The organism is Novosphingobium mangrovi, assembly GCF_022818885.1.
In the GTDB taxonomy this organism is placed as follows: Bacteria; Pseudomonadota; Alphaproteobacteria; order Sphingomonadales; family Sphingomonadaceae; genus Novosphingobium; species Novosphingobium mangrovi.
Window position 1 is genome coordinate 115,674 of the sequence record NZ_JALHAT010000016.1, and the last position, 21,506, is coordinate 137,179.

At 65.5% G+C, this 21,506-nt stretch carries 24 protein-coding genes and 2 tRNA genes; 18 read left to right on the forward strand and 8 right to left on the reverse strand.

From position 1 onward, the window contains the following. Nucleotides 1-28 precede the first annotated feature (28 nt). Nucleotides 29-256 (reverse strand): DUF2171 domain-containing protein, encoded by a 228-nt coding sequence (locus MTR65_RS10990; RefSeq protein WP_213500774.1) that lies wholly within the window; start codon nt 254-256, stop codon nt 29-31. A gap of 240 nt (nt 257-496) precedes the next feature. Between MTR65_RS10990 and MTR65_RS10995 the strand changes: the two genes are divergently transcribed. Further along, nucleotides 497-706: a hypothetical protein gene (locus tag MTR65_RS10995; RefSeq protein ID WP_243800077.1), complete on the forward strand. Its 210-nt coding sequence runs from the start codon at nt 497-499 to the stop codon at nt 704-706. A gap of 262 nt (nt 707-968) precedes the next feature. Next, complete coding sequence (locus MTR65_RS11000; RefSeq protein ID WP_243800079.1) at nt 969-1,358, forward strand: PepSY domain-containing protein; 390 nt, start codon at nt 969-971, stop codon at nt 1,356-1,358. A gap of 88 nt (nt 1,359-1,446) precedes the next feature. On the opposite strand, the gene MTR65_RS11005 is transcribed toward MTR65_RS11000, so the two are convergent. Next, a complete protein-coding gene (locus MTR65_RS11005) occupies nt 1,447-1,713 on the reverse strand; it encodes a DUF2171 domain-containing protein (RefSeq protein ID WP_039388902.1) in 267 nt (88 codons plus the stop codon). A 405-nt stretch (nt 1,714-2,118) separates the two neighbouring features. Between MTR65_RS11005 and MTR65_RS11010 the strand changes: the two genes are divergently transcribed. Then, a complete protein-coding gene (locus tag MTR65_RS11010) occupies nt 2,119-3,171 on the forward strand; it encodes a ribonucleotide-diphosphate reductase subunit beta (protein ID WP_148628273.1) in 1,053 nt (350 codons plus the stop codon). Between the two features lie 133 nt (nt 3,172-3,304). After that, nucleotides 3,305-3,724: a hypothetical protein gene (locus tag MTR65_RS11015; protein WP_243800081.1), complete on the forward strand. Its 420-nt coding sequence runs from the start codon at nt 3,305-3,307 to the stop codon at nt 3,722-3,724. Between the two features lie 22 nt (nt 3,725-3,746). On the opposite strand, the gene MTR65_RS11020 is transcribed toward MTR65_RS11015, so the two are convergent. Together MTR65_RS11020 and MTR65_RS11025 are read right to left on the reverse strand one after the other, a co-directional pair. After that, on the reverse strand, nt 3,747-4,115 hold the full coding sequence (locus tag MTR65_RS11020) for a DUF4870 family protein (RefSeq protein ID WP_148628275.1): 369 nt from the start codon (nt 4,113-4,115) through the stop codon (nt 3,747-3,749). Between the two features lie 100 nt (nt 4,116-4,215). Further along, nucleotides 4,216-5,541 carry a NupC/NupG family nucleoside CNT transporter gene (locus MTR65_RS11025; RefSeq protein WP_243800084.1) on the reverse strand — a complete coding sequence of 442 codons (1,326 nt, stop codon included), beginning with the start codon at nt 5,539-5,541 and terminating at the stop codon, nt 4,216-4,218. A 107-nt stretch (nt 5,542-5,648) separates the two neighbouring features. Here MTR65_RS11025 and MTR65_RS11030 point away from each other — a divergent pair, with 107 nt between their 5' ends. The 8 genes from MTR65_RS11030 (at nt 5,649) to MTR65_RS11065 (ending at nt 11,184) form a co-directional block, all read left to right on the forward strand. Next, a complete protein-coding gene (locus tag MTR65_RS11030) occupies nt 5,649-6,335 on the forward strand; it encodes a queuosine precursor transporter (RefSeq protein WP_243800086.1) in 687 nt (228 codons plus the stop codon). A gap of 93 nt (nt 6,336-6,428) precedes the next feature. Then, nucleotides 6,429-7,340, forward strand: coding sequence for an acetylglutamate kinase (gene argB / locus MTR65_RS11035; RefSeq protein ID WP_243800089.1), 912 nt, complete (start codon nt 6,429-6,431; stop codon nt 7,338-7,340). Nucleotides 7,341-7,378: 38 nt separating this feature from the next. Next, the gene (locus MTR65_RS11040) at nt 7,379-7,933 is read left to right on the forward strand and encodes a hypothetical protein (protein WP_243800091.1); all 555 of its coding nucleotides are present in this window, start codon (nt 7,379-7,381) and stop codon (nt 7,931-7,933) included. A 181-nt stretch (nt 7,934-8,114) separates the two neighbouring features. Further along, the gene (locus MTR65_RS11045; protein ID WP_039388887.1) at nt 8,115-8,408 is read left to right on the forward strand and encodes a YggT family protein; all 294 of its coding nucleotides are present in this window, start codon (nt 8,115-8,117) and stop codon (nt 8,406-8,408) included. 1 nt (nt 8,409) lies between these two features. Further along, nucleotides 8,410-9,303 carry a bifunctional methylenetetrahydrofolate dehydrogenase/methenyltetrahydrofolate cyclohydrolase FolD gene (gene folD, locus MTR65_RS11050; protein ID WP_243800093.1) on the forward strand — a complete coding sequence of 298 codons (894 nt, stop codon included), beginning with the start codon at nt 8,410-8,412 and terminating at the stop codon, nt 9,301-9,303. Next, nucleotides 9,300-10,034 carry a hypothetical protein gene (locus MTR65_RS11055; protein WP_243800095.1) on the forward strand — a complete coding sequence of 245 codons (735 nt, stop codon included), beginning with the start codon at nt 9,300-9,302 and terminating at the stop codon, nt 10,032-10,034. Before folD ends, MTR65_RS11055 begins: the two co-directional genes overlap by 4 nt. Next, the gene (locus tag MTR65_RS11060; RefSeq protein ID WP_039388885.1) at nt 10,031-10,666 is read left to right on the forward strand and encodes a MarC family protein; all 636 of its coding nucleotides are present in this window, start codon (nt 10,031-10,033) and stop codon (nt 10,664-10,666) included. The genes MTR65_RS11055 and MTR65_RS11060 overlap by 4 nt, the downstream gene beginning before the upstream one ends. An 83-nt stretch (nt 10,667-10,749) precedes the next feature. Further along, on the forward strand, nt 10,750-11,184 hold the full coding sequence (locus MTR65_RS11065) for a hypothetical protein (RefSeq protein ID WP_243800097.1): 435 nt from the start codon (nt 10,750-10,752) through the stop codon (nt 11,182-11,184). A gap of 30 nt (nt 11,185-11,214) precedes the next feature. On the opposite strand, the gene MTR65_RS11070 is transcribed toward MTR65_RS11065, so the two are convergent. Further along, the gene (locus MTR65_RS11070) at nt 11,215-11,826 is read right to left on the reverse strand and encodes an LON peptidase substrate-binding domain-containing protein (protein ID WP_243800099.1); all 612 of its coding nucleotides are present in this window, start codon (nt 11,824-11,826) and stop codon (nt 11,215-11,217) included. A gap of 24 nt (nt 11,827-11,850) precedes the next feature. Next, nucleotides 11,851-12,753: a tetratricopeptide repeat protein gene (locus MTR65_RS11075; RefSeq protein WP_243800119.1), complete on the reverse strand. Its 903-nt coding sequence runs from the start codon at nt 12,751-12,753 to the stop codon at nt 11,851-11,853. A gap of 227 nt (nt 12,754-12,980) precedes the next feature. On the opposite strand from MTR65_RS11075, the gene MTR65_RS11080 reads away from it, so the two are divergent. Both MTR65_RS11080 and MTR65_RS11085 read left to right on the forward strand, forming a co-directional pair. Then, nucleotides 12,981-13,055 (forward strand) — tRNA-Gly (locus MTR65_RS11080). Nucleotides 13,056-13,244: 189 nt separating this feature from the next. Next, nucleotides 13,245-13,319: transfer RNA gene (locus tag MTR65_RS11085), tRNA-Gly, on the forward strand. 99 nt (nt 13,320-13,418) lie between these two features. Here MTR65_RS11085 and MTR65_RS11090 read toward each other — a convergent pair. After that, nucleotides 13,419-14,765 (reverse strand): TldD/PmbA family protein, encoded by a 1,347-nt coding sequence (locus MTR65_RS11090; protein WP_243800101.1) that lies wholly within the window; start codon nt 14,763-14,765, stop codon nt 13,419-13,421. Nucleotides 14,766-14,899: 134 nt separating this feature from the next. Continuing rightward, nucleotides 14,900-15,316 carry a hypothetical protein gene (locus MTR65_RS11095; protein ID WP_226632549.1) on the reverse strand — a complete coding sequence of 139 codons (417 nt, stop codon included), beginning with the start codon at nt 15,314-15,316 and terminating at the stop codon, nt 14,900-14,902. Between the two features lie 236 nt (nt 15,317-15,552). On the opposite strand from MTR65_RS11095, the gene lptB reads away from it, so the two are divergent. The 4 genes from lptB (at nt 15,553) to MTR65_RS11115 (ending at nt 21,311) form a co-directional block, all read left to right on the forward strand. Next, nucleotides 15,553-16,335 (forward strand): LPS export ABC transporter ATP-binding protein, encoded by a 783-nt coding sequence (gene lptB, locus MTR65_RS11100; protein WP_039388878.1) that lies wholly within the window; start codon nt 15,553-15,555, stop codon nt 16,333-16,335. Nucleotides 16,336-16,361: 26 nt separating this feature from the next. Beyond that, nucleotides 16,362-17,912 (forward strand): RNA polymerase factor sigma-54, encoded by a 1,551-nt coding sequence (gene rpoN / locus MTR65_RS11105; protein WP_243800104.1) that lies wholly within the window; start codon nt 16,362-16,364, stop codon nt 17,910-17,912. Between the two features lie 287 nt (nt 17,913-18,199). Next, nucleotides 18,200-19,606: a glycosyltransferase gene (locus MTR65_RS11110; RefSeq protein WP_243800106.1), complete on the forward strand. Its 1,407-nt coding sequence runs from the start codon at nt 18,200-18,202 to the stop codon at nt 19,604-19,606. Nucleotides 19,607-19,736: 130 nt separating this feature from the next. Next, a complete protein-coding gene (locus tag MTR65_RS11115; RefSeq protein WP_243800108.1) occupies nt 19,737-21,311 on the forward strand; it encodes an ABC-F family ATP-binding cassette domain-containing protein in 1,575 nt (524 codons plus the stop codon). The last annotated feature ends 195 nt before the right edge of the window (nt 21,312-21,506 follow it).

Here is a 21,506-nt window from a genome sequence, read left to right on the forward strand (position 1 = left end):
CCTCATAGCATGAGGGGCGGGCGGCGCGTCAGTTGGCGCCGGCGCCGACCGGAATGGCGGTGCCCTGCTTCAGGTAGACGCGGTTGTCGTCAATCTTGTCGACATTGCCGAGGTCGAGGAAGTGGTGCTGGCCATCCGAACTGTCGGTTCGGGTCAGCTTGATGCGATCATCCTCGATACCATCGACGGTGCCTACGTGCTGGCCATTGGCATCGGCAACTTCCATGTGTTCGCGGATACGGAGCTTCTCGAGCATATCTCTCTCCTTTCGCTCTGTTTTGCTGCGTTGTTACCCCTGATAACGCACCTCCCCCCGGGGCGCGTTCCGGCGTCCATCGCATCATGGGCACGGCTGATGGAGGCGGGCGCGTGCGCGCGGCACGCTTTGCTGCGGGGCGTGCGTGGGGCGGCTTTGGGCGTGCGTGGATCGCACGGGAACGGCCCGGGCCGCTTGCGTATTCTCTTGATTGAAAAGACTAATCAGGAGAATACGCACGTGTTTCGCAGGAATGCCGTCATGGCCGTCTCGCTCGCCGTCGCCGCATCGGTCGGCCTTTCGGCTTGCAACCAGTACGGCCATCCGCGCCCCGGCCACCACCGCCCGCACGACCGCTACGAGAAGCGCCACGACCGGGGGCATCACGGCAAGCGCCGTCACGACCGTCGCCATGACCGCCGTCACGACGACCGGCGCGGGCCCTGGTAAGGCGTAGAAGGATCAGGTCCGAGGGCCATCGCCCTCGGGCTCCCCAAACTGTCGACCTCACATTTCGCGCGCCATGATGGCCAAGAGAGGTGAGGTCGCCCGGTATGGGGTCAAGGGGTGATGACCCCCTTGAAACGTCCTTCTTCCGGGTCGTGTTTACCTGTCCCGTTACCGCGTGTGACAATTTGCGGCTTGAGCGCGTGCGCGTCCTGCGCTTTGCATTGCAGCGATTCGTAAATGTTCAAAGGGACACCCTTCTCACATGCGCAAGTGGCACCGCTGGCTCTCGCTCTTCTTTGGAATCTTCATGCTGTGGATCGCGGTCACCGGCGTCCTCAGCCAGGTTGCGGTGCTGTGGCCGGCAGGGGCCCCCGATCCGGCCGTGCAGGCGCTCGCGACGCCGCCGGAGGGTTTCGAGTGCCCCGAGGGCTGGCGCTGCATGCCGCCGCGCGCTTCGGGTGGTATCCGCTCAATGGTCGGGCTGTTCCATCACCTGCACTCGGGCGAGACCTTCGGCGCCATTGGCACGGTGATCTCGGTGCTGTCGGGCCTGGCGCTGGTGTTCTTCTCGATCTCGGGGATCTGGCTCTACGTCCAGATGTGGCGCTTCCGGTCCAAGCGCAAGCTGGCCCCGCGCTGGTTCTGGAAGTGAATCTGCGGCGGCAATAGCGCGCAACGCAAAAAGGGCCCGGGTCATCATGATCCGGGCCCTTTTCGTATCGGCTGGTCGTGGCTGAAACTCAGGTCGAGCTGGGCATGCCGAAAGTGATGTCGCCGCGGTCGGAAAGCAGCACGCCTTCCTCGCCCACGCCGTCGATCTGGCTGAGCGCGATGAAGGAGTGCCCGCCATCGCCCGCGAGCATGACTTCGTCGCCTTTGACTTCGGACACCCGGCCAAGGCAGGTGCCCTCGGCGTCGATCACCTTCATGTCCTTGTGAATGGTGCCCAGGCTCGTCGTCCAGAATGTCCCTTCGGCAGCGCGGGGGCGGCTGGCGGTGGTGGTCATGGCGTCTCTCCTGTTGGGCCCGGTAAGGGCCGGAATGGTCCTGCTGAAAGAACGCTCAAGGGGGCTGCGCAGTTCCCCGGAAAGCCCCGGCTAAGGCGGGGTTTACAGGCTCGGGCCACGTTCGTGCTGCACGTGCGAAAACGGCGCTCTGGGCACTAGGTGTGGGGTGTGGCTCTACGGTCATGCCCCAAATCTATGATTCACAAGCGATTCAAAGCTGTGTAAAGTTCGAGAAATTTTAGCCGTTGGGCTGCACAAGGAGGGGTAATTTCGTCTATCCGCTTGGGTCCCGGAAGCGAGTCTCCTCGCGCCGGGCCAGATCATGCGGATTGCGGAGGACGGACCACCTCTTTTGCCCTTCGCCAACAACGCACCACGTTAGACATCCAACGGAGTCAGTCGCCCATGCCTCTTCTCGACGCGCGCAAGACCTACAAGCCTTTCGAGTACCCCTGGGCATACGACTACTGGAAGCGCCAGCAGCAGCTGCACTGGCTCCCCGAGGAAGTGCCGCTGGGCGAGGACTGCCGCGACTGGGCGCAGAAGCTTTCCGAGCATGAGCGCAATCTGCTGACGCAGATCTTCCGCTTCTTCACGCAGGCCGACGTGGAAGTGCAGGACTGCTACCACGAGAAGTACGCGCGCGTCTTCAAGCCGACCGAGATCAAGATGATGCTCACCGCCTTCTCCAACATGGAGACGGTGCACATCGCGGCCTATTCGCACCTGCTCGACACCATCGGCATGCCCGAGAGCGAATACGGCGCCTTCCTCGAGTACGCCGAGCTGAAGGACAAGCATGACTACATGCAGAACTTCGGCGTCGACAACGATGAGGACATTGCGCGCACGCTCGCCATGTTCGGCGGCTTCACCGAGGGCGTGCAGCTCTTCGCCAGCTTCGCCATGCTGATGAACTTCCCGCGCTTCAACAAGATGAAGGGCATGGGCCAGATCGTCACCTGGTCGATTCGTGACGAATCGCTGCACTGCGAGGGCATCATCAAGATGTTCCACGCCTTCACCAAGGAGCGCGGCTGCCTGACCAAGGCCGTGCGCGACGACATCGCCGATGTCTGCCAGACCACGGTGCGCCTCGAAGACAACTTCATCGATCTCGCCTTCGAGATGGGCCCGGTGCCGGGCATGACCGCCAAGGACATCAAGAAGTACATCCGCTATATCGCGGACTGGCGCCTCGACCAGCTGGGCCTCAAGCCGATCTACATGATCGACGAGCACCCGCTGCCCTGGCTCACCCCGCTGCTGAACGGTGTGGAGCACGCCAACTTCTTCGAGACCCGCGCGACCGAATACTCGAAGGGCGCGACCCGTGGCGACTGGAACACGGTGTGGGCAAACTTCGATTCGCGCCGCAAGGTGAAGCCGGAAGACGAAGCGCAGGCCGACGACGGCAGCGAGCCCGGCCTCTTCGAGGACACCCAGGCCGCCGAGTAAGCGGTCCGGGACAAGGCGCTGCAAAGGCGCCCTTCGGCACCGCCGATGCGAAATGAACAAGGCCCGGCGGGAAACCTGCCGGGCCTTTTGTGTTAGATGGGTAACACAGTCTTTCCATCGAAGGAGTGACCGCATGCGCCATCTGCCTGTTTCCCGCTCTGCCCGGGTGGCCCTTCTGGCCATGCCCATCCTGTTTGCAGGGGGCATGTCCGCTGCGCTTCCGGTCGCCGCGCAAAGCGGTGTCATCGCGCGCACCGACGCCGAGATCGCGAAGGCCATGCAAAGCCCCTATCTCAAGATGGTGCGCAACATTTCGCCCAGCGAGCTCGTGCCCGGCACGCCCATTGTCGAAGGGGACGGGGCCGTAATCGGCACGGTCGAGGGGCGCGATGGCGCGACCGTGGTGCTCGTTGATGACCGCTATCGTTACCGCGTGCCCGTCACCGAGATCTACGCCTACACCAGTGGTGATGAGGACCACTTCGCGAGCCGTGTACCCCGCAAGGACATGGCGCGCGCGAAGCTGGAAACGGGAGAACGGCGGGGCGGTTAGGTACGGGCGTCGCGGGACCTGATCAGATCGTCCAGGAGTTGGGATCAGGCATCGGTTCGCGCTTCTGCGCCTTGAGCAGGCTCATCACCGTGCGCACGATCACCCAGATCGAGACCGCGGGCAGGATGAGGAAGCCGATCAGCACGATCATCAGCACGAAGCCCAGGATCCCGCCGACAAGGCCGATCCAGAACGTGTTGATGAGATACTGGTAGTGGGACAGTTCCCAATCGGCCTTGGGCTCACCGCGCCAGACGAAAGCAAGGACAACGCCAATGATGGCGGTCACCCCGGTCAGGAATGAGGCGAAATAGAGAAGGCAGATTACGGTCGGGTTGTTGAGCTCGAAGCTCGAGTTCGAGGCTGCGGGCCTGTTTTCGCTGTCGTTCACGGGCTCTCTCCTTACCGAAGTCCTTGCAAGGTGACCTATCGGCCCGCGTGCTGCAAGTGCGCTCGCCGAGCGGCGTGGCACACTTGCAGAATGGCCCGCCTCAGACGAGCCCGAGGAAGAGCCCGGCGAGCGCCGCGCTCATCAGGTTCGAGAGGCTGCCTGCGGCCAGCGCGCGGACGCCAAGACGGGCGATGTGGGGGCGCTGGTTGGGAGCAAGGCTCCCCGTCACCGCCATCTGGATCGCGATCGAGGAGAAATTGGCAAAGCCGCACAGCGCGAAGGTGACAACCGCCACGGTGCGCGGCGAGAGAGCCGCGTTGGTGCCCAGATCGATGAAGGCGACGAACTCGTTGAGGACGATCTTGGTGCCGAACAGGCTGCCGGCCTGCATGGCCTCGGCCCAGTCGGGGCTCGCCAAGAGGTAGAACACCGGGGCAAAGACATAGCCGATGAGGCCCTGGAAGGTGACGTCCTCGAAGCCGAAAAGGCCGGCGGCCCATCCGATGATACCGTTGGCCAGCGCGATGAGGGCGACGAAGGCAAGCACCATCGCGCCCACCGCGACGGCGAGCTTCACGCCGGTCTGCGCGCCTTGCGAGGCGGCCATGATGATGTTGGCCGGACGCTCTTCCTCATGCTCGACGGGTTCGACCTCGTCGATGTGGACACCGGGCTGGTGGGTCACGTCGTCGCGGTTGAGGGCTGCCGCGGTCATCCCGGCAGGCGGCGTCGCACCCTCGTGGATGTCGAGCTGCGCGGCCTCGTCGTGGCGCGGGTCGGGCATGATCATCTTGGCCATGAAGATACCGCCCGGCGCCGACATGAACGCGGCGGCCACCAGGTAGTCGATGCGGATGCCCATCGAGGCGTAGGCGGCCAGGATTGTGCCCGCGACACCGGCAAGCCCCACGCTCATCACGCAGAACAGCTGCGAGGGATTGAGGTTCGCAAGGTAGGGGCGGATCACCAGCGGGCTCTCGCTCTGCCCGACGAAGATGTTGGAGGCCGCACACAGGCTTTCCACCTTGCTGATCCCGGTGACCTTCTCCAGCGCGCCGCCGATCCAGCGGATCGCCAGCGGCATGATGCCCAGATAGTAGAGCACGGAGATCAGCGAGGCGAAGAAGATGATGACGGGAAGCGCCGAGATCGCAAAGCTGGCCCCGCCGATCTCGGGATCGGCCAGTGGCCCGAACAGGAAATTGGTGCCCGCCGCGGCATAGCCCAGCAGGCTCTCCACCCCGGTCGCCGCGCCGCGCAGCATGCGGTTGCCAAAGGGGACGTAGAGCACGAGCGCGGCGAAACCGGCCTGAAGCGCGAAGGCAGCTCCCACCACGCGCAAACGGATCGCCCTGCGGTTGGTGGAAAGTAGAAATGCCACGGCCATGATGAGAACAATGCCGAGAAGGCTGTAGGCGACTTGCATTGAGCGGCGTTGCTCCGAAACGAGGGAAGATCGAGTAAACGCCGGAACCTAGAGGGCGATGTCCAATACGGCTAGTGCAATTGTCCAAGGCCGGTTAGAGCATCCCCATGCAGTCCCATGATCCCGCTTCCCGCTCGCTTCCGCGCTCCCTGTTCATCTTCTCGCTGCTGTACGGCGGGCTTGTGGTGCTGGCGGGCGTGCTCGGCACCAAGCTCGCCTCGCTCGGGCAGTGGCCGGTGGTGGGAGAACTGGCGGTCGAATCGGGGATCTTCGCGTTCCTCTTCCTCGTCGTCCTGTCGAGCGCGGTGGCCGAACTGCACGGGCGATCGATCGCCAACCGGCTGATTCGCTATGGCTTCATTCCGCTCATCGTCTCGATGGTGCTGATCACGCTGGTCATCAACGTGGTACCGCCCGCCGCGATGTGGGGGGATCAGGAAGCCTTCGCGCGCCTCTTGGGGCAGGGCGCGCGCATGCAGTTTGCAGGGCTCGTCTCCTACGGCGTGTCGCAGACGCTCAACGTCTACCTTTTCTCGAAGCTGGCGGGCAATTCGCTGGGGCATGAGCGCGGCGCGGTGCTGCTGTTCCGGGCCTGGCTGGCGAGCATGCTTTCGCAGGCGGTGGACACCGTGCTGTTCATCTCGATCTCGTTCTTCGGCCAGGACCTGCCGCTGCTGGCGATCATGGAGGGGCAGATCATCTCCAAGCTGGTGCTCTCCACCATCATGGTGCCCCCGCTGATCCTCTTCTTCGTGCGCTTCGGGCAGTGGCTCGACCGACCGAAAACGGCCTGAGCAAAGCCAGCTGCACACCAAGTGTTGCGTGTGCCCCACGAAAAAGGGCACAAAATACCTTCAATTCCGCGTCAGGGAAGCTAAAGCGGGCCCATGCCGAATCCTCATGATCCCGCCATGCTTGCGAAAGCCGAAACCCTCGTCGATGCGCTGCCCTACCTGCAGCGCTACGCTGGCCGTACCTTCGTGGTCAAATATGGCGGCCATGCGATGGGCGATCCCGAGCTTGCGCAGGATTTCGCCGAGGACATCGTCCTGCTCAAGGCCGTGGGCATCAACCCTGTCGTCGTCCACGGGGGCGGCCCGCAGATCGGGGCCATGCTGAAGAAGGTCGGCGTGGAGAGCCAGTTCGTCGATGGCCTGCGCGTGACCGACCGCGAAACCGCGCAGGTCGCCGAAATGGTCCTGTCGGGCGCGATCAACAAGGAGATCGTGGGCTGGATCGCGCGGGCTGGTGGCCGCGCGATGGGCATTTCCGGCAAGGACGGCAAGATGGTCACCGCGCGCAAGGTCCAGCGCACCAAGAAGGACCCGGACAGCCTGATCGAGAAGGTCCTGGACCTGGGCTTCGTGGGCGAGCCGGAAACGATCGACACCACGGTGATCGAATCGATCTCGGCCTCAGGGATGATCCCGGTGATTGCGCCGATCGCGACGGGCGCGGACGGAGAGACCTACAACGTCAACGCCGACACCATGGCCGGATCGATTGCGGCGGCGCTGGGCGCGGCGCGCCTCTTCCTCCTTACCGACGTGCACGGCGTGCTCGACAAGGAGGGCGAACTGCTGACCGACCTTCGCCCCTCGGACATTGCCCGCCTGCAGGACGACGGCACGATTTCGGGGGGTATGATCCCCAAGCTGGAAACCTGCGTGCACGCGGTGGAAGCGGGCTGCGAGGCGGCCGTCGTTCTTGACGGGCGTGTCTCTCATGCCATGCTTCTGGAAATATTCACGCAGGAAGGTGCAGGCACCTTGATCCGCACGGATCCTGCGGCCATCTGAAGATAACAACGGGCAAGAAAAGGCAAAAATCCACCGTCATGCGTACCCAGTTCGTCATCGCCGCCGCTGTGTGCAGTGCCGCCCTGTTGCTTGCGGGATGCGAATCGAATGCACCCGAAGCCATTCCGAGCGACGGCGCGACGGGTGTGGGTTCGGAACTTCTTGTCCCCGAGATGCTCCCCTCCGATGCGGCAACGGGCGCGGTGAGTGGCGGTATCGCCAATGACCTCGACATGGAAGCTCTGACCGAGCGACGCGATCCGGAACGCCTGCTGCGCTACTACACCAGCGCCATTCGCCTGGGTGACTGGATCGACGCGGCCAAGGCCTGGAGCCTTGATGCGCAGATGAGCCCGGAAAAGCTGCGCGACGAGTTCGGCGGCAAGGCCGGACCCAAGATCGCGGTCGGCAAGGGCGATATCGCGGGTGCAGCGGGTTCGCTCTATTACGAGGCGCCGATCGTTGTCGATTTCGCCGACGGGCGGCCTTCGCGCCGGGGCACGATCGTGCTGCGCCGCGTGAACGACGTGCCCGGTGCCAGCGAGGAACAGCTCAACTGGCGCATCGAGCGCACCTCGACGCTGACCCAGTAAGCGTCCTTGCGCGCGCTTTGGCGCGTCCCATCGCTATCCCTTTGTCGATGCAGGATGGTTCATTGCAGAGCCACCCTTGCCGGAATCGGTCTGCCTCGGCTATCAGCGCGGCAACGCGTGACCGTGCGGGCATTCTTGTCCATGCGGGCACTGGCCAGTTCCAGCAGGAAAGGAGCAGGGCTTGCTCTTCTTAACGCTCTACCAGATCATCGATTACCTCGTTAACATCATCGTCTTCGTCGTGATCGTGCAGTTCGTGCTGGGACTGCTCATCGCCTTCAACGTCGTGAACATGCACAACCAGTTCGTGGCGACGATCTACCAGGCGCTGAATGCCATCCTCGAGCCCCTCCTGCGGCCGATTCGCAAGTTCATGCCCAACACCGGCGCGATCGACTTCTCGCCCATGGTGCTGATTATCGGGCTCACCATCCTCCAGATCATTCTCGCAAACCTGGCAAGGGCTTACGCATAACATGACCGCTCAGATCATCGACGGAAAGGCCTTCGCTGCGGGCCTGCGCGAACGTGTCGGCACGGTAGCTGCCGATTTCGAGGCCAAGGCCGGCCGCAAGGCGGGTCTCGCCGTGGTGCTGGTGGGTGAGGACCCGGCAAGCCAGGTCTACGTGCGCAACAAGGGCAAGCAGACGCTGGCCTGCGGCATGGAAAGCTTCGAGCACAAGCTTCCCGCCGACACCAGCGAGGCGGATCTCCTGGCCGTGGTCGAGAAGCTCAACGCCGATCCTGCCGTGGACGGCATTCTCGTCCAGCTCCCGCTGCCCAGCCACATGAACGAGCAGAAGGTGATCGCGGCGATCAACCCGGACAAGGACGTCGATGGCTTCCACGTCGTCAATGTCGGTCGCCTGTCGACGGGCCTGCCCGGTTTCGTGCCCTGCACGCCGCTGGGCTGCGTGATGCTCCTCAAGGACCAGCTCGGCTCGCTCTCGGGCCTCGATGCGGTCGTGGTGGGGCGCTCGAATATCGTCGGCAAGCCGATGGCCCAGCTCCTGATTGCGGAGAGCTGCACGGTCACCGTCGCGCACAGCCGCACCCAGGACCTGCCCGAGGTCGTGCGCCGCGCCGACATTGTGGTTGCGGCCGTGGGCCGTCCCGAGATGGTCAAGGGCGAGTGGATCAAGCCGGGCGCGACCGTGATCGACGTGGGCATCAACCGCGTGCCCGGTGCCGAGGAGGGCAAGACCAGGCTGGTTGGCGACGTCGATTTTGCCTCGGCCAGCGAGGTCGCGGGCGCAATCACGCCGGTGCCGGGCGGCGTTGGCCCCATGACTATCGCGGTCCTTCTGCGCAACACCATCGTCGCTGCGCACCGCAACGCCGGTATCGCACTGGACGAGAGCACGATTTGAGCGCCACGCGGCGCCTCCTGGCGCTGACCGTCCTTTCGGCAGCGCTGCTCGCCGCGCCCCCTCTGGGCGCGCGGGATCGGCGCATGCCGGCCGGGCGCCCCGGGGCGGGTACGGCCAATCCCAGCGCGCTTGTCGCCGCCGAGATCGCGCTCAACCGCCGGGCGCGCGAGAAGGGGCGCTATGATGCGATGCGCAAGTTTGCCGCCGATGAGGCGGTACTCTTTGCGCCAGCCCCGGTTCTTGCCGAGGATTGGTTGCGGGGCCAGGAGGAGCCTGCCGACGGCCTGAGGTGGGATTCGGCCGAAATCTGGATGAGCTGTGATGGCACGCTCGGCCTCACGCAGGGCGGCTGGACGCGCGCGGACGGCAGCTTCGGGGCCTACGCCACGATCTGGAAGAAGCGCGAGAAGAAGTCGGAATATCGCTGGGTTCTCAATCTCAGCCTTCCCAGCGCCGAGCCCGTCGAAGTTCCCGACTTCCTGACCGGTAAGGTGACCGACTGTCCCGCGCCGCAGCCCTGGAGCACGTCGCGGAAAAAGGCCGAGGACGAGATCAAGGTGACGGCGGATGGGCCCCCCACGCAGGGGCGCTCGGACGACGGCACGCTGCGCTGGCGCTATGCGACGGCGCCTTCCGGAAAGACCGTGCTCACCGTTTCGCTTCTGACGGGCGGCGGGCTCCAGCAACTTGCGTTCGAGGCCGGGGCCCGGACAGGGGATACACGGCCATGATCGAATTGTTCATCAGCGCGTTCACCGCCTTCTTCGTGGTGATCGACCCGCTGGGCTGCGCGCCGATCTACGCAGGGCTCACGGCAGGGGCCAGTCGCCAGCAGGCTGTCAGCATGGCCGCGCGGGCCTGCGCCATTTCGGTCGCGATCCTCCTGGTCTTCGCGCTCTTCGGCAAGCAGCTTCTGGGCGCGCTGCATATCGAACTCGATGCCTTCCGCATTGCGGGCGGCATCATGCTCTTCATGATCGCCATCGAGATGGTCTTCGAGAAGCGCACCCAGCGCCGCGAGGAGCGCGCCGAGAAGATCATGGCGCAGAACGCGGAAACGCCCGAGGTCGAAGACGTCTCGGTGTTCCCGATGGCGATGCCGATGATCGCAGGGCCCGGCTCGATCGCGACGATCATGCTGCTCATGTCGCGCGCGCAGGGCTCGGAGCAGACCTTCGCGGTGCTTGGCGCCATGCTGCTGGTGCTGGCGCTGACCTTTGCGGCGTTGGCGGCGGCAGGTCCCCTGATGCGCATCCTGGGGGAGAACGTGGAAGCGGTCATCACCCGTCTTCTGGGCGTCCTTCTGGCCGCGCTCGCGACGCAGTACGTGATCGACGGGATCAACTCCGCGCTGCTGAGTTAAGAGGCATCTGTCCAGCAGTTCACTCGGCATTCAGGCCCGGGGCCGTTTCCTGTCGCCTCCACGAGAGCGTTGTGAGGTCCGTCATGCCCCGTCTGAACTGGCTTTCCTGTATTGCCGCCCTGGCGCTTGTACCGGGAGTGCAGGCCCACGCGGCCGACGCAGTGTCCGCCGATCCGGCCGCGCAGTCTGATGCCGAAGGCCCCACGACGGCGGAGCGGGTCGACCCCAATCGCCGGGATCCGGCGACCAGAGGTACAGGCTACGACGTGCGGGTCTCGCTGCAAGTCCGCGAGACGCGGCGCGATGTTCGCACGATGCGCCGGGATGGGGCCATGAGCCGTAGTCAGGCAAAGGCCTTTCGCAAGCAGGCCAGCGTTCTTTCCGCCGCGAGCAATCGGGCACAGAGACGGGCTGGCGGCATGAGCGCTTCGGAGGCGCGTGACATGGGTATGCAGGCGTCGATGCTGGACAGCGTCGTCAACGCGCCGATGGCGCAGGACGGTTCGGGGCGGCGCTGAGGTGCCGTGCTCTCCGCTAGGGGGAGCTACCTACTGGAGAGTGGCGCCGTCCTCGTCGCTGTCGCCGTGTTTGCCGTAGAACTGCATGAGCTGCACGAGCATCTCGCAGCGCTCGGCGAGGGAAGGGGACTCGAGGAGGCCCTGCTTGGACGCCGGGTCGAACGGGGCGATCTGCGAGACGCCGTTGATCAGCGCCTGGTCGTCGAGCCGCGAGACCTGTTCCCAATCCACCGCATAGCCCTGCCGCTGCGCAAAGCGGCGCGCTTCGCGTTCGAACGAGGCGCGCTCGACGGGGGCAAGCACTTCATCGAGCGGTTCGGGAAGGAGTTCGGCTTCGATCTGGCGGAAGGGTGTCGTAACATCAAGCTCGCGCGTCATGCGGAACAGGCGCTCGCCTTCCAGGATGATGTTGTAGCGCCCATCCTGCAGCGCCTCGACCTCACCGATGCGCCCGAGGCACCCCACGGAGAACAGCGGGGCGCCTTCGGTCGGGCGCTGGGGCTGGATCATGCCGATCATCCGGTCACGGGCAAGCGCATCGCTCACCATCGCGCGATAGCGCGGCTCGAAGATGTGCAGCGGCAGTTGCAGGTTGGGATAGAGCACCGCGCCGGAGAGGGGGAAGATGGTGATGCGCGGCACGGGGTGGGTATCCTCTCTTGAAGCTCAGCCGAACAGGATCGTCGAGAGCTTGCGGCGCGTTGCCGAAACCCACGGATCTTCCAGGCCGACCGCCTCGAAGATCTCGAGCAGCTTGGTACGTGCAGCGCTGTCGTTCCACTCGCGGTCGATTGCAACCATTTTCAGGAGCGTTTCGGCGGCAATATCACGCTCGCCAGCGGCAAAAGCGGCGTTGGCGAACGCAAACTGCGCCTCCATGTCGGAGGGGTTGCTTTGTGCCGCGCTGCGCAGGGCGGCCAGTTCGCCGTCCTCCGGCTTGTCCTTGGCCAGCTCCAGGGCCTTGCGGGCGCGCTCGATCTGCGGGTCGCTGGAAAGCTCGACCGGAAGGGTCTCTAGCATCTGCGCGGCCTCTTCCAGGCGGTCTGCGGCGACGAGCGCGCGGATGAGGCCGGACGCCGCCTCGGCGCTGTCGGGCACGGCCTGGAGGATCTGCATGAACACACCGGCGGCCTGTTCGGCATCGCCCGCCGCCAGAGCCTCCTCGGCCATGGCCAGGTGAGGGGCAATATCGGGCTTGGGCGGCTGACCGCCGGGCTGGACGGGAAGCTGTTCGAGCAGCTTGTCGAGCGTCGCCTTCAGCTGCGATTCGCTGCGCGCCTGTGTCAGGTCGGCGACCGGCTGGCCTTGGAACATCGCGTAGACGGTCGGGATCGAGCGGACCTGGAACTGCGAGGCGATGAACTGCTCTTCATCGACGTTGATCTTGGCGAGCACCACGCCCTTGTCGGCGTACTCGGCCGCGACCTTCTCGAGCACCGGGGTCAGCGCCTTGCAGGGGCCGCACCACTCTGCCCAGAAATCGAGAATGACGAGCTGGGTCATCGAGGGTTCGGCAACCTCCTTGCGGAACCGCTCTGCTGCCTTCTGCTCTTCGATGTTCAGACCCATGCTGGCCACTGCACTGCTCCCGTCGGTCGCGATTTCAAGAGCGGCCTAGATCGACATTCTGGGGGCGTTTGTGAAGGGGGGAATGCGGGAAAGCGGCGGGAATCCGCAATTTGTATTTTTTCTTTCATTTTGCGCTTGCAGGGCCTGAAACCCACTGCTAATGGGCCGCCTCCACCCCGGAAGGGCGGCGCGGACATCCGCTTCCAACCTTTCGAACGGACGCCAGAGCGGGCGTAGCTCAGGGGTAGAGCACAACCTTGCCAAGGTTGGGGTCGAGGGTTCGAATCCCTTCGCCCGCTCCAGTTTCCATCGGTAGTGCGAGGGCGCTCTTCCATGCAGGCATGGCAAGAGCTCGGAAGTCTTGGCTTCGTCTCGCAAGGGGTTGCACCGAAACACATTTTTGGGTCTTGCGGTGCTTCCAAAGCGCTGCTAATGGCCCGCCACCCCAGACACGATGGTGCTTCACCAGAGTGTTTCGGAAAAACGCCAGAGCGGGCGTAGCTCAGGGGTAGAGCACAACCTTGCCAAGGTTGGGGTCGAGGGTTCGAATCCCTTCGCCCGCTCCAGTTTTTCAAGTGACATCGTCGGTATTCCGCACAACGCCGGGCATTTCTGCTGCGGCGTTTTTCGTATGTGCGGCGTTTGCTGCGCCTTGCGGCGGCGGGCTATTCGCCCGCCACCGTCATGCCGTCAACGCGGATCGTGGGCACGTTGATCGCGCGGTACCATTCGAGGTCATTGGCTGGCGTCAGCTGCGCGTACATGGCCATGAGATTGCCCGCGACCGTCAGCTCCGAGACGGCGCCCGCAATCTGTCCGTCGATGATCCGGAAGCCCGAGGCCCCGCGGCTGTAGTCGCCTGTCACCCCGTTCACGCCCTGGCCGATCAGTTCGGTGACGTAGATGCCGTCCTTGATGTCGGCCATCAGTTCCTCGGGGGAGAGCGTGCCGGCCGAGAGGTGGACATTGCCGACCGAAACGGAGGGTGAGCCGCCGCCTGCGCGCGCGGCATGGCCGGTCGGGGCGAGGCCAAGCTGGCGGGCCGAGGCGGTGTCGAGCAGCCAGCCCGTGACGCACCCGTCCTCGACCAGCGTGGTGGGACGGGTGGCAAGGCCCTCGCCATCGAAGGGGCGCGAGCGCAGGCCGCGCTTGAGGTGCGGATTGTCGCCGATCTCGATGCCCGCCTTGAAGATGCGCTCCTCGATCCGGTCGAGGAGGAAGCTGGAGCGGCGGGTGATCGCGCTGCCCGACATCGCGCCCAGCAGGTGCCCGATGAGCGTGCCGCCCACGCGCGGGTCGAAGACGACCGGGAGCGGACCGCTTCGGACGCGGCCCGGGTTGAGGCGGCCGACGGCGCGGGTGCCAGCGAGCGTGCCGATCTCGGCGGCCGAAGGCAGGTCCTCGCGGTGGTGCGACTGGCGCCAGGCGTTGTCGCGCTGCTTGGCGTTGCCCTCGCCTGCGACGACCGAGACGCTCAGCGAATGGTTGGTCGAGGCGTAGCTTCCGGCAAAGCCGTGGCTGGTGGTGAGCGCGAAGACGCCGCTGCCCGAGTGGGCCGAGGCGCCGTCCGAATTGGTGACCCCGGCAACGGCGCGTGCGGCGTCCTCACCTTCCTCGGCCATCGTGCGCAGGGTCTGCGGGCTGAGCTCGCCGCTGTCGATCATGTCGAGATCGGGCCAGGGCGCCTGGCTCAGCAGTTCCTCGGGGGCAAGCCCGGCGTAGGCATCTTCCGGCGCGAGGCGGGCCATGCTGATCGCACGTTCGGCCAGTTCGTCGAGCGCAGCGGGCGACATGTCGGACGAGCCGATCGAGGCCGAGCGCTTGCCCGCGAAGACCCGCAACGAGATATGCTCGCTTTCGGAACGCTCCACGTCCTCCAGATTGCCGAGGCGGATCTGGATCCCTTCGGAGGCGTTCGCGGCGTAGATCGCATCGGCGGCGTCCGCTCCGGCGCGGCGGGCGCGCTCCACCAGATCCTGCGCGCGGTCCTGGGCCTGCTGCGGGCTAAGCATGTCGGTTCGTACTCCAATGGCTCGGGCGCGGTCGCGCCTTTGTCACCGGGAGTTAGTGCGCCCCTGCGCCAAGCGCAAATGAAGCCGTGCGATTGTACCCGAAAGCGGGAGGGCAGGTGGTTTGGGAAAGGGCCTCAGGCGAAGAGCAGGCCGAGCACCTTGAACAGGCCGGTGAGGGCAAAGGGCAGGCCGATCGCGATCCCCCACAGGAGCAGGCAGTCGCGGCGGCAGGCGGGTGCGAGCGCGGGATCGCGGGCCTCGCGGTCGGTCAGGCTGTTCCAGCGTGCCTCGAAACGGCGGCAGGCCGGGATGATGGCAAGAACAAGCACGATCAGCGCGAAATAGGGCAACAGCGAGCCTTCACCGGCCTTGAGCGCGCCGATGGTCACGAAGATCTGGAGTGCGGTGTAGACGAGGAGGGCATAGGCAATGTGGTCGCTCATGCGGCGGCGCCAGTCGAGCGTGGCGGCAGGACGGCCGCTGGCAGGGGCAGCCTCGTGGGCCTTGCGGTCGGGAAAGGCGGCGCTGGCCTTGGGGGAATTGCTGTCCATTGGCTGAAAGCCCCATATGTCCTCGTGAGAGGCCAATTAGACCACTCTTGGCGCGGCGAATCAAGATTGCGGGAACTTTTCCAAGCCGGAAGTGTGCCGCCTCGACATATTCGTGCGTTGGGAAGTGCGCTGTGCGTATCGCCGGCCACAAACATGCACGAATCCTGCCATTTGCACGGCGACGGTTCAAAACCGCCCTTGCCGAGCCCCCGTGCTCCGCTTACATCCGGCTAGTAATGACTGCACCTACCGATCTGGACGCCGCCCCCGCGCAGGCGATGCGCGCCGAGGCCGCGGGCGATGGCCTCGAAGTGATCTCGATCGCCAAGAGCTATGACAAGCGCACGGTTCTCAGCGACATTTCCCTCTCGGTCGCCAAGGGCGAGGTTCTGGGCCTGCTGGGCCCGAACGGTGCGGGCAAGACCACCTGCTTCTATTCGATCATGGGACTGGTGAAGCCGGACTCCGGGCGAATCCTGATGGACGGCGTCGATGTAACGCGCCTGCCCATGTACCGCCGCGCGATCCTGGGCCTGGGCTACCTGCCGCAGGAAACCTCGATCTTCCGCGGCCTCACCGTCGAACAGAACATTGGCGCCGTGCTCGAACTGAACGAGCCCGACCGCGACGTGCGCGCGAGCGAACTGGAGCGCCTGCTCGACGAGTTCGGCCTGACGCGCCTGCGGGGAAGCCCGGCGATGGCGCTTTCGGGCGGCGAACGCCGCCGCGCCGAGATTGCCCGCGCTCTTGCCGCCAAGCCCTCGATCATGCTGCTGGACGAGCCGTTTGCCGGCATCGATCCGCTCTCGATCTCGGACATTCGCCACCTCGTGGCCGATCTCAAGACGCGCGGCATCGGTGTTCTGATCACCGACCACAACGTGCGCGAGACGCTCGACATCGTGGACCGCGCCTGCATCATCTATGGCGGGCAGGTCCTCTTCGCTGGTAGCCCCGAGGCGCTTGTCGCCGATGAGAACGTGCGCCGGCTCTACCTGGGTGAGGGTTTCACGCTGTGAGGCCCTTGCCAACGGGAACCTGATCCATGGCGCTGGGGCCAAGGCTGGACTTACGCCAGACCCAGTCGCTCGTCATGACGCCGCAGCTACAGCAGGCGATCAAGCTGCTGGCGCTGTCCAATCTCGAAATCGAAGCCTTCATCGGCGATGCGCTCGATGCCAACCCGCTGCTCGACGTCGGCCGCGATCCCGCCCCTGCGGGTGATGACGGGACGACTTCTCCCGAGGCGGACGTGCGGCGCACCTCGCTGGAGCAATCGCCGGCCGACCGGCTGATCGGCGAAGGGCGGGGGGGCGAGGACAATCCTCTCGACATCGATACAGGCGCCATCGACCGTGATGTCGACACAGGTGACGGCGAGCGCCTGTCCCTGTCCGATGGCGCGGTATCCGGTGCTGCGCCGTCCGGCGAGGCCGACTGGGGCGCGGCGCTCGTCGGCGGTGCGGGCGAGGACGGCCCGGGCATCGACGAACGCGCGGGCGCCGAGGAGAGCCTCTTCGACCATCTCGATGCGCAGGTCGGCGCCGTCACGGGTGATCCGGTGCAGGCGGGCATCGCGCGTTATATCATCGGGCTGCTGGACGAGGCGGGCTACCTGCCGGTCCGGTTGGAGGACGTGGCACGCGATCTCGGTGCGGACATGGCCGAGGTCGAGGGAGGGCTGGCCCTTGTGCAGTCGCTCGATCCGACTGGAGTGGGCGCGCGCAGCCTCTCCGAATGCATCGCGCTGCAGGCGATCGAGGCCGACCGCCACGATCCGTGCATGGCGCGTCTTATCGCGAATCTCGATCTTGTCGCGCGCGGCGACCTCACCCGGCTCAAGCGCATGTGCGGGGTGGACGATGAGGACATGGCCGACATGCTCTCTGAACTGCGTTCCTACGATCCCAAGCCGGGCCTGCGCTTTGGTGGCGAGCCCGGCGGGGCGGTGACACCCGACATTCTGGTCAGCGCGCGGGACGATGGGGGCTGGGATATCCGGCTCAACGAGGCGACCCTGCCGCGCCTGGTGGTCAACCGGGGGTATTACGTCGCGCTCAAGGGAAGCTGCGAGGACAAGTCCTCGCGCGCGTGGCTCTCGGAGAAGCTGGGCGATGCGAACTGGCTGATCAAGGCGCTCGACCAGCGCCAGAAGACGATCCTCAAGGTGGCAAGCGAGCTGGTGAAGCAGCAGGACGGTTTCTTCCGCCAAGGCGTCTCGCAGCTGCGCCCGCTCACCTTGCGCGCCGTCGCCGAGGCCATCGGCATGCACGAATCGACGGTGAGCCGGGTCACTTCGGCCAAGTTCCTCAACTGCGCGCGGGGGACCTTCGAGCTGAAATACTTCTTCTCCTCGGGCGTCGCTTCGGCGAGCGGGGAGGGCGGGGCGTCGGCCGAAGCGGTCAAGGCCGCGATCCGCCAGCTGATCGATGCGGAAGATCCCAAGGCGGTGCTGTCCGACGACACCCTGGTTGAACTGCTCAAGGAAAAGGGGTTCGAGCTCGCGCGGCGCACCGTGGCGAAATACCGAGAGGCGATCGGCCTTGGCAGTTCGGTGCAGCGCCGCCGGCAGAAGAAGATTGCAGGCGCCAGCTGACGCGCCAGAACGCCCGATGCAAAGCGCCTTTCCCCAGCGCGCTGCGGGTAAGGATTGCCATTTGTGCATGACCCTGTCTAAACGGCGCAACGAAACGCCCCCACCCGGGCGGCTGACACCTGCCCCCTTCAACCGGATGGCGCCGTGCTGGAATGCGGCGCCTGTTCGGGAAGGGGGGCCTCTTTCGCGCTCTTACCTAGACGCTCTTTTCCACCTCCTTGACCGTCCTTGCCTAGCCTTCGCGGCGCGCCGCAGTTCCGGCGCCGAGGCCATGGGGAGGCGCGCGCATGATACCCAAGACATTCCATTTCATCTGGGTGGGCGATGAAAGCCGCCGTCCCGACAACTGCATCGAGACCTGGCGCAAGGCGCATCCGGACTGGGGCTTTCGCCTCTGGGGCAACGCCGATCTCGACGGGCGCGCGTGGATCAACAAGCCCCACATGGACGCGATGCGCGAGCGCGAATGGAACGGGGTTGCCGACATGCTGCGCTGGGAGATCCTGCACGAACACGGCGGGATCGTCTTCGACGCCGATTCGGTCTGCACCCGGCCGCTTGACGACCATCTGCTCGATTGCCCGGCCTTTGCCTGCTGGGAAAGTGAGATCGCCCGCCCCGGCCTGATCGCGGCAGGGTATTTCGGCTGTCAGCAGGGCAATCCGTTCGTGAAGGGCATCATCGATACCATCGCCGCGCAAAGTTCGGTCGTCGAGGACATGGCCTGGAAGACAGTCGGCCCGCTGCGCCTGACCGAGTGCTATCGCAGCTTTGGCTATACCCCCTTGCGGATCTACCCCAGCCACTACTTCATTCCGCGTCATTTCACCGGCGTGACGTACCAGGGCAACGACCCGGTCTACGCGCACCAGCTGTGGGGGACGACCGCGCGGCAGTACGACACGCTGCACAAGGTGGACGTGAGCACGATCGGGCGCGAGGCTGCGCAGGAGGCAGTCCCCGTGGTTGAGGAAGCGCCCGCAGTAGAGCCGCCGCCTGCATCTGCGCCCAAGCCTGCTCCCGTCGCGCAGGCGCAAGCCGAGGCGCCCGCGGTACCGCTCGACGCACCGACCTCCCCGCTGGAAAAGATCCATGCGCCCTATTTCCTCCAGCGCGTGCCGGTGGGATCGGAGCTTGCGCGCCTGCCGCGCATGGATGTCTTTGCCAGTCTCCTGCAGGGCCAGCGGGTGCTCCACGTGGGCTGCGCGGACTGGCCGATTACCGATCCGGCGACTTCGCTACACGTCCGCTTGCAGGCACACTGCGCGCACCTCGACGGGCTCGATCCGCATGGCGAAGCGCTCGAACAACTGCGCCCGCATGTGAAAGGTGAGCTCTTCACCGACTTTGCGCAGGTGTACGGCAGCTACGACGTGGTCCTGGCTCCGGAAGTGATGGAGCATGTGCCCGACGTCGAGCTGTTCCTGGCCCAGCTGGAGAGCGTCGATGCCAAGATGTACCTGATCTCGGTGCCCGACGCGTTCCAGTGCCGCGCGCGCCATTTCGATTATCAGGCCGAAACCGAGACCTTCCTCGAAGGCGTCCATCCTGACCACAACGTCTGGTACACGCCCTATACCTTTGCCAACACGCTGCGAAAATACAGCCACCTCGACCTTCAGCGCATGTGGTTTTTCAATGGCATATCGCTGCTGGCCCTGCTCAGCCGACGCGAACTGGCGCAGGCGGCCTGACCGCGAACTTGCCCGGATGCCGGTCGCAGGGTAGAAAGGTCCCACCAGCACGCACAAGGAGCCGCACCGCCGTGAACATCTGACACACAGCATACACCCTGTCTGTCATTGTACCGTGCGAGTGCATCCCATGTCTTTTCTCACGCTGGACGGCGTGGCGTTCCGAACCCCGGAAGGCCGCGCTCTCTTTTCCGAACTTTCGCTTTCCATTGGTCGCGAGCGCATTGGCCTCGTCGGGCGCAACGGGTGCGGCAAGTCCACCCTGCTGGGCGCGATTGCCGAGGGGCGCAGCCCCTCTGCGGGGCACATCGCGCTTTCCGGCACCGCGGGACTTCTGGCGCAGGACTGGCCGGGCGAATGGAGCCTGGGCCACGTGCTTGGCGTGGCCGAGCCGCTCGCCTGTCTTGCCCGCATCCTGGCAGGAGAGGGGAGTGAGGAGGACTTCGCGGCGGCCGACTGGACGCTGGAGGAGCGCCTCGCGGCGATCCTTGATCGGCTGGGCCTGCCGGGCCTTGCGCTCGAACGCCGCGTGACGAGCCTCTCGGGGGGAGAGCGGACCCGGGTGGGTCTGGCCCGAGTGCTGCTGGAGGCGCCCGATCTGCTCCTGCTCGACGAGCCGACCAACAACCTTGATGCCGACGGGTGGGCCCTTGTAGCCCAGGTCCTGGGCGACTGGCCGGGCGGCGTGCTCGTCGCCAGCCACGACCGCGCTCTGTTGGAGGGAATGGACCGGATCGTCGAGCTCACACCCACCGGCGTGCGCACGGTGACGGGCGGCTGGTCGCAGTTCGCCGCGATCCGGGCTGCCGAGCGGCAGCGGGCCGAGGCCGAACTGGAGCGCGCCGAGGCGGACCTGGGGCAGGTGCGCCGGGCCGCGCAGGCGCAGAAGGAGGCCAAGGCGACCCGCGACAAGGCAGGCCGCGCTTTTGCCGCAGGGGGCTCGCAGGCCAAGGTCCTGCTCGGGCGGCAGGCCGAGCGTGCGCAGAACAGCGGCGGGACCCTGAGCCGGCAGGCCACGCGGCAGAAGGGCGAGGCTGAAGATCGGCTCGCCCAGGCGCGCGGGCAGGTGGAGGTGCGTGTTCCCGTCCGCATGGAGGTGCCTCCCGCGGGCCTCCCTGCGAATGCCCAAGTCCTTTCGTTGCAGGCGGTGAGCCTGATGCGGGAGGGCAGGCCGTTCGGCCCCTGGTCGCTCGACATCAAGGGGCCGCGCCGCATCGCCGTGATTGGGGCCAACGGAGCGGGCAAGACGACGCTGCTGCGTCTTGCAGTGGGCGACCTGATGCCGGAGACAGGTTCTGCCGTGAGGGCCGAGGGGCGTGTGGCCTGGTTCGACCAGCACCTGGGGCAGCTGGCGGGCGATGCAGACATTCTGACCAACTACCGTCGCCTCAATCCCGGGGCGCAAGAGGAGAGAGCCCGCGCCGCAATCGCCCGCTTCGGCTTCCGGGGCGAAGCCTCACGTCAGTTGGTGGGTACGCTGTCCGGAGGGGAACGCCTGCGTGCCGGGCTCGCCTGCATATTGGGTGGAGTGAGGGCGCCCTGGCTTCTGGTCATGGACGAGCCGACCAACCACCTCGACATCGAATCGGTCGAACTGCTCGAAGGTGCCTTGCGCGACTACGACGGGGCGCTGCTGGTGGTCAGCCATGACCAGGCGTTTCTCGAGGCCATCGGGATCGAGGAACAGGTGGAAATAGGCAGATGATACAAGGGGCCATCGCCCCTTGACCCCAAAACGGGCAACCTCACCTTTTTGAGCTAAGTCTGCGCGCGGGAGGCGAGGGCGACTGGTTCGGGGAGCCCGAGGGCGATGGCCCTCGGAACTCTTCTTCCTGTCTTCTTCTATTCCACGAAGAATGATGCTGGAGAATCGCCATCAAGATGGCGCTGGTGCATCATC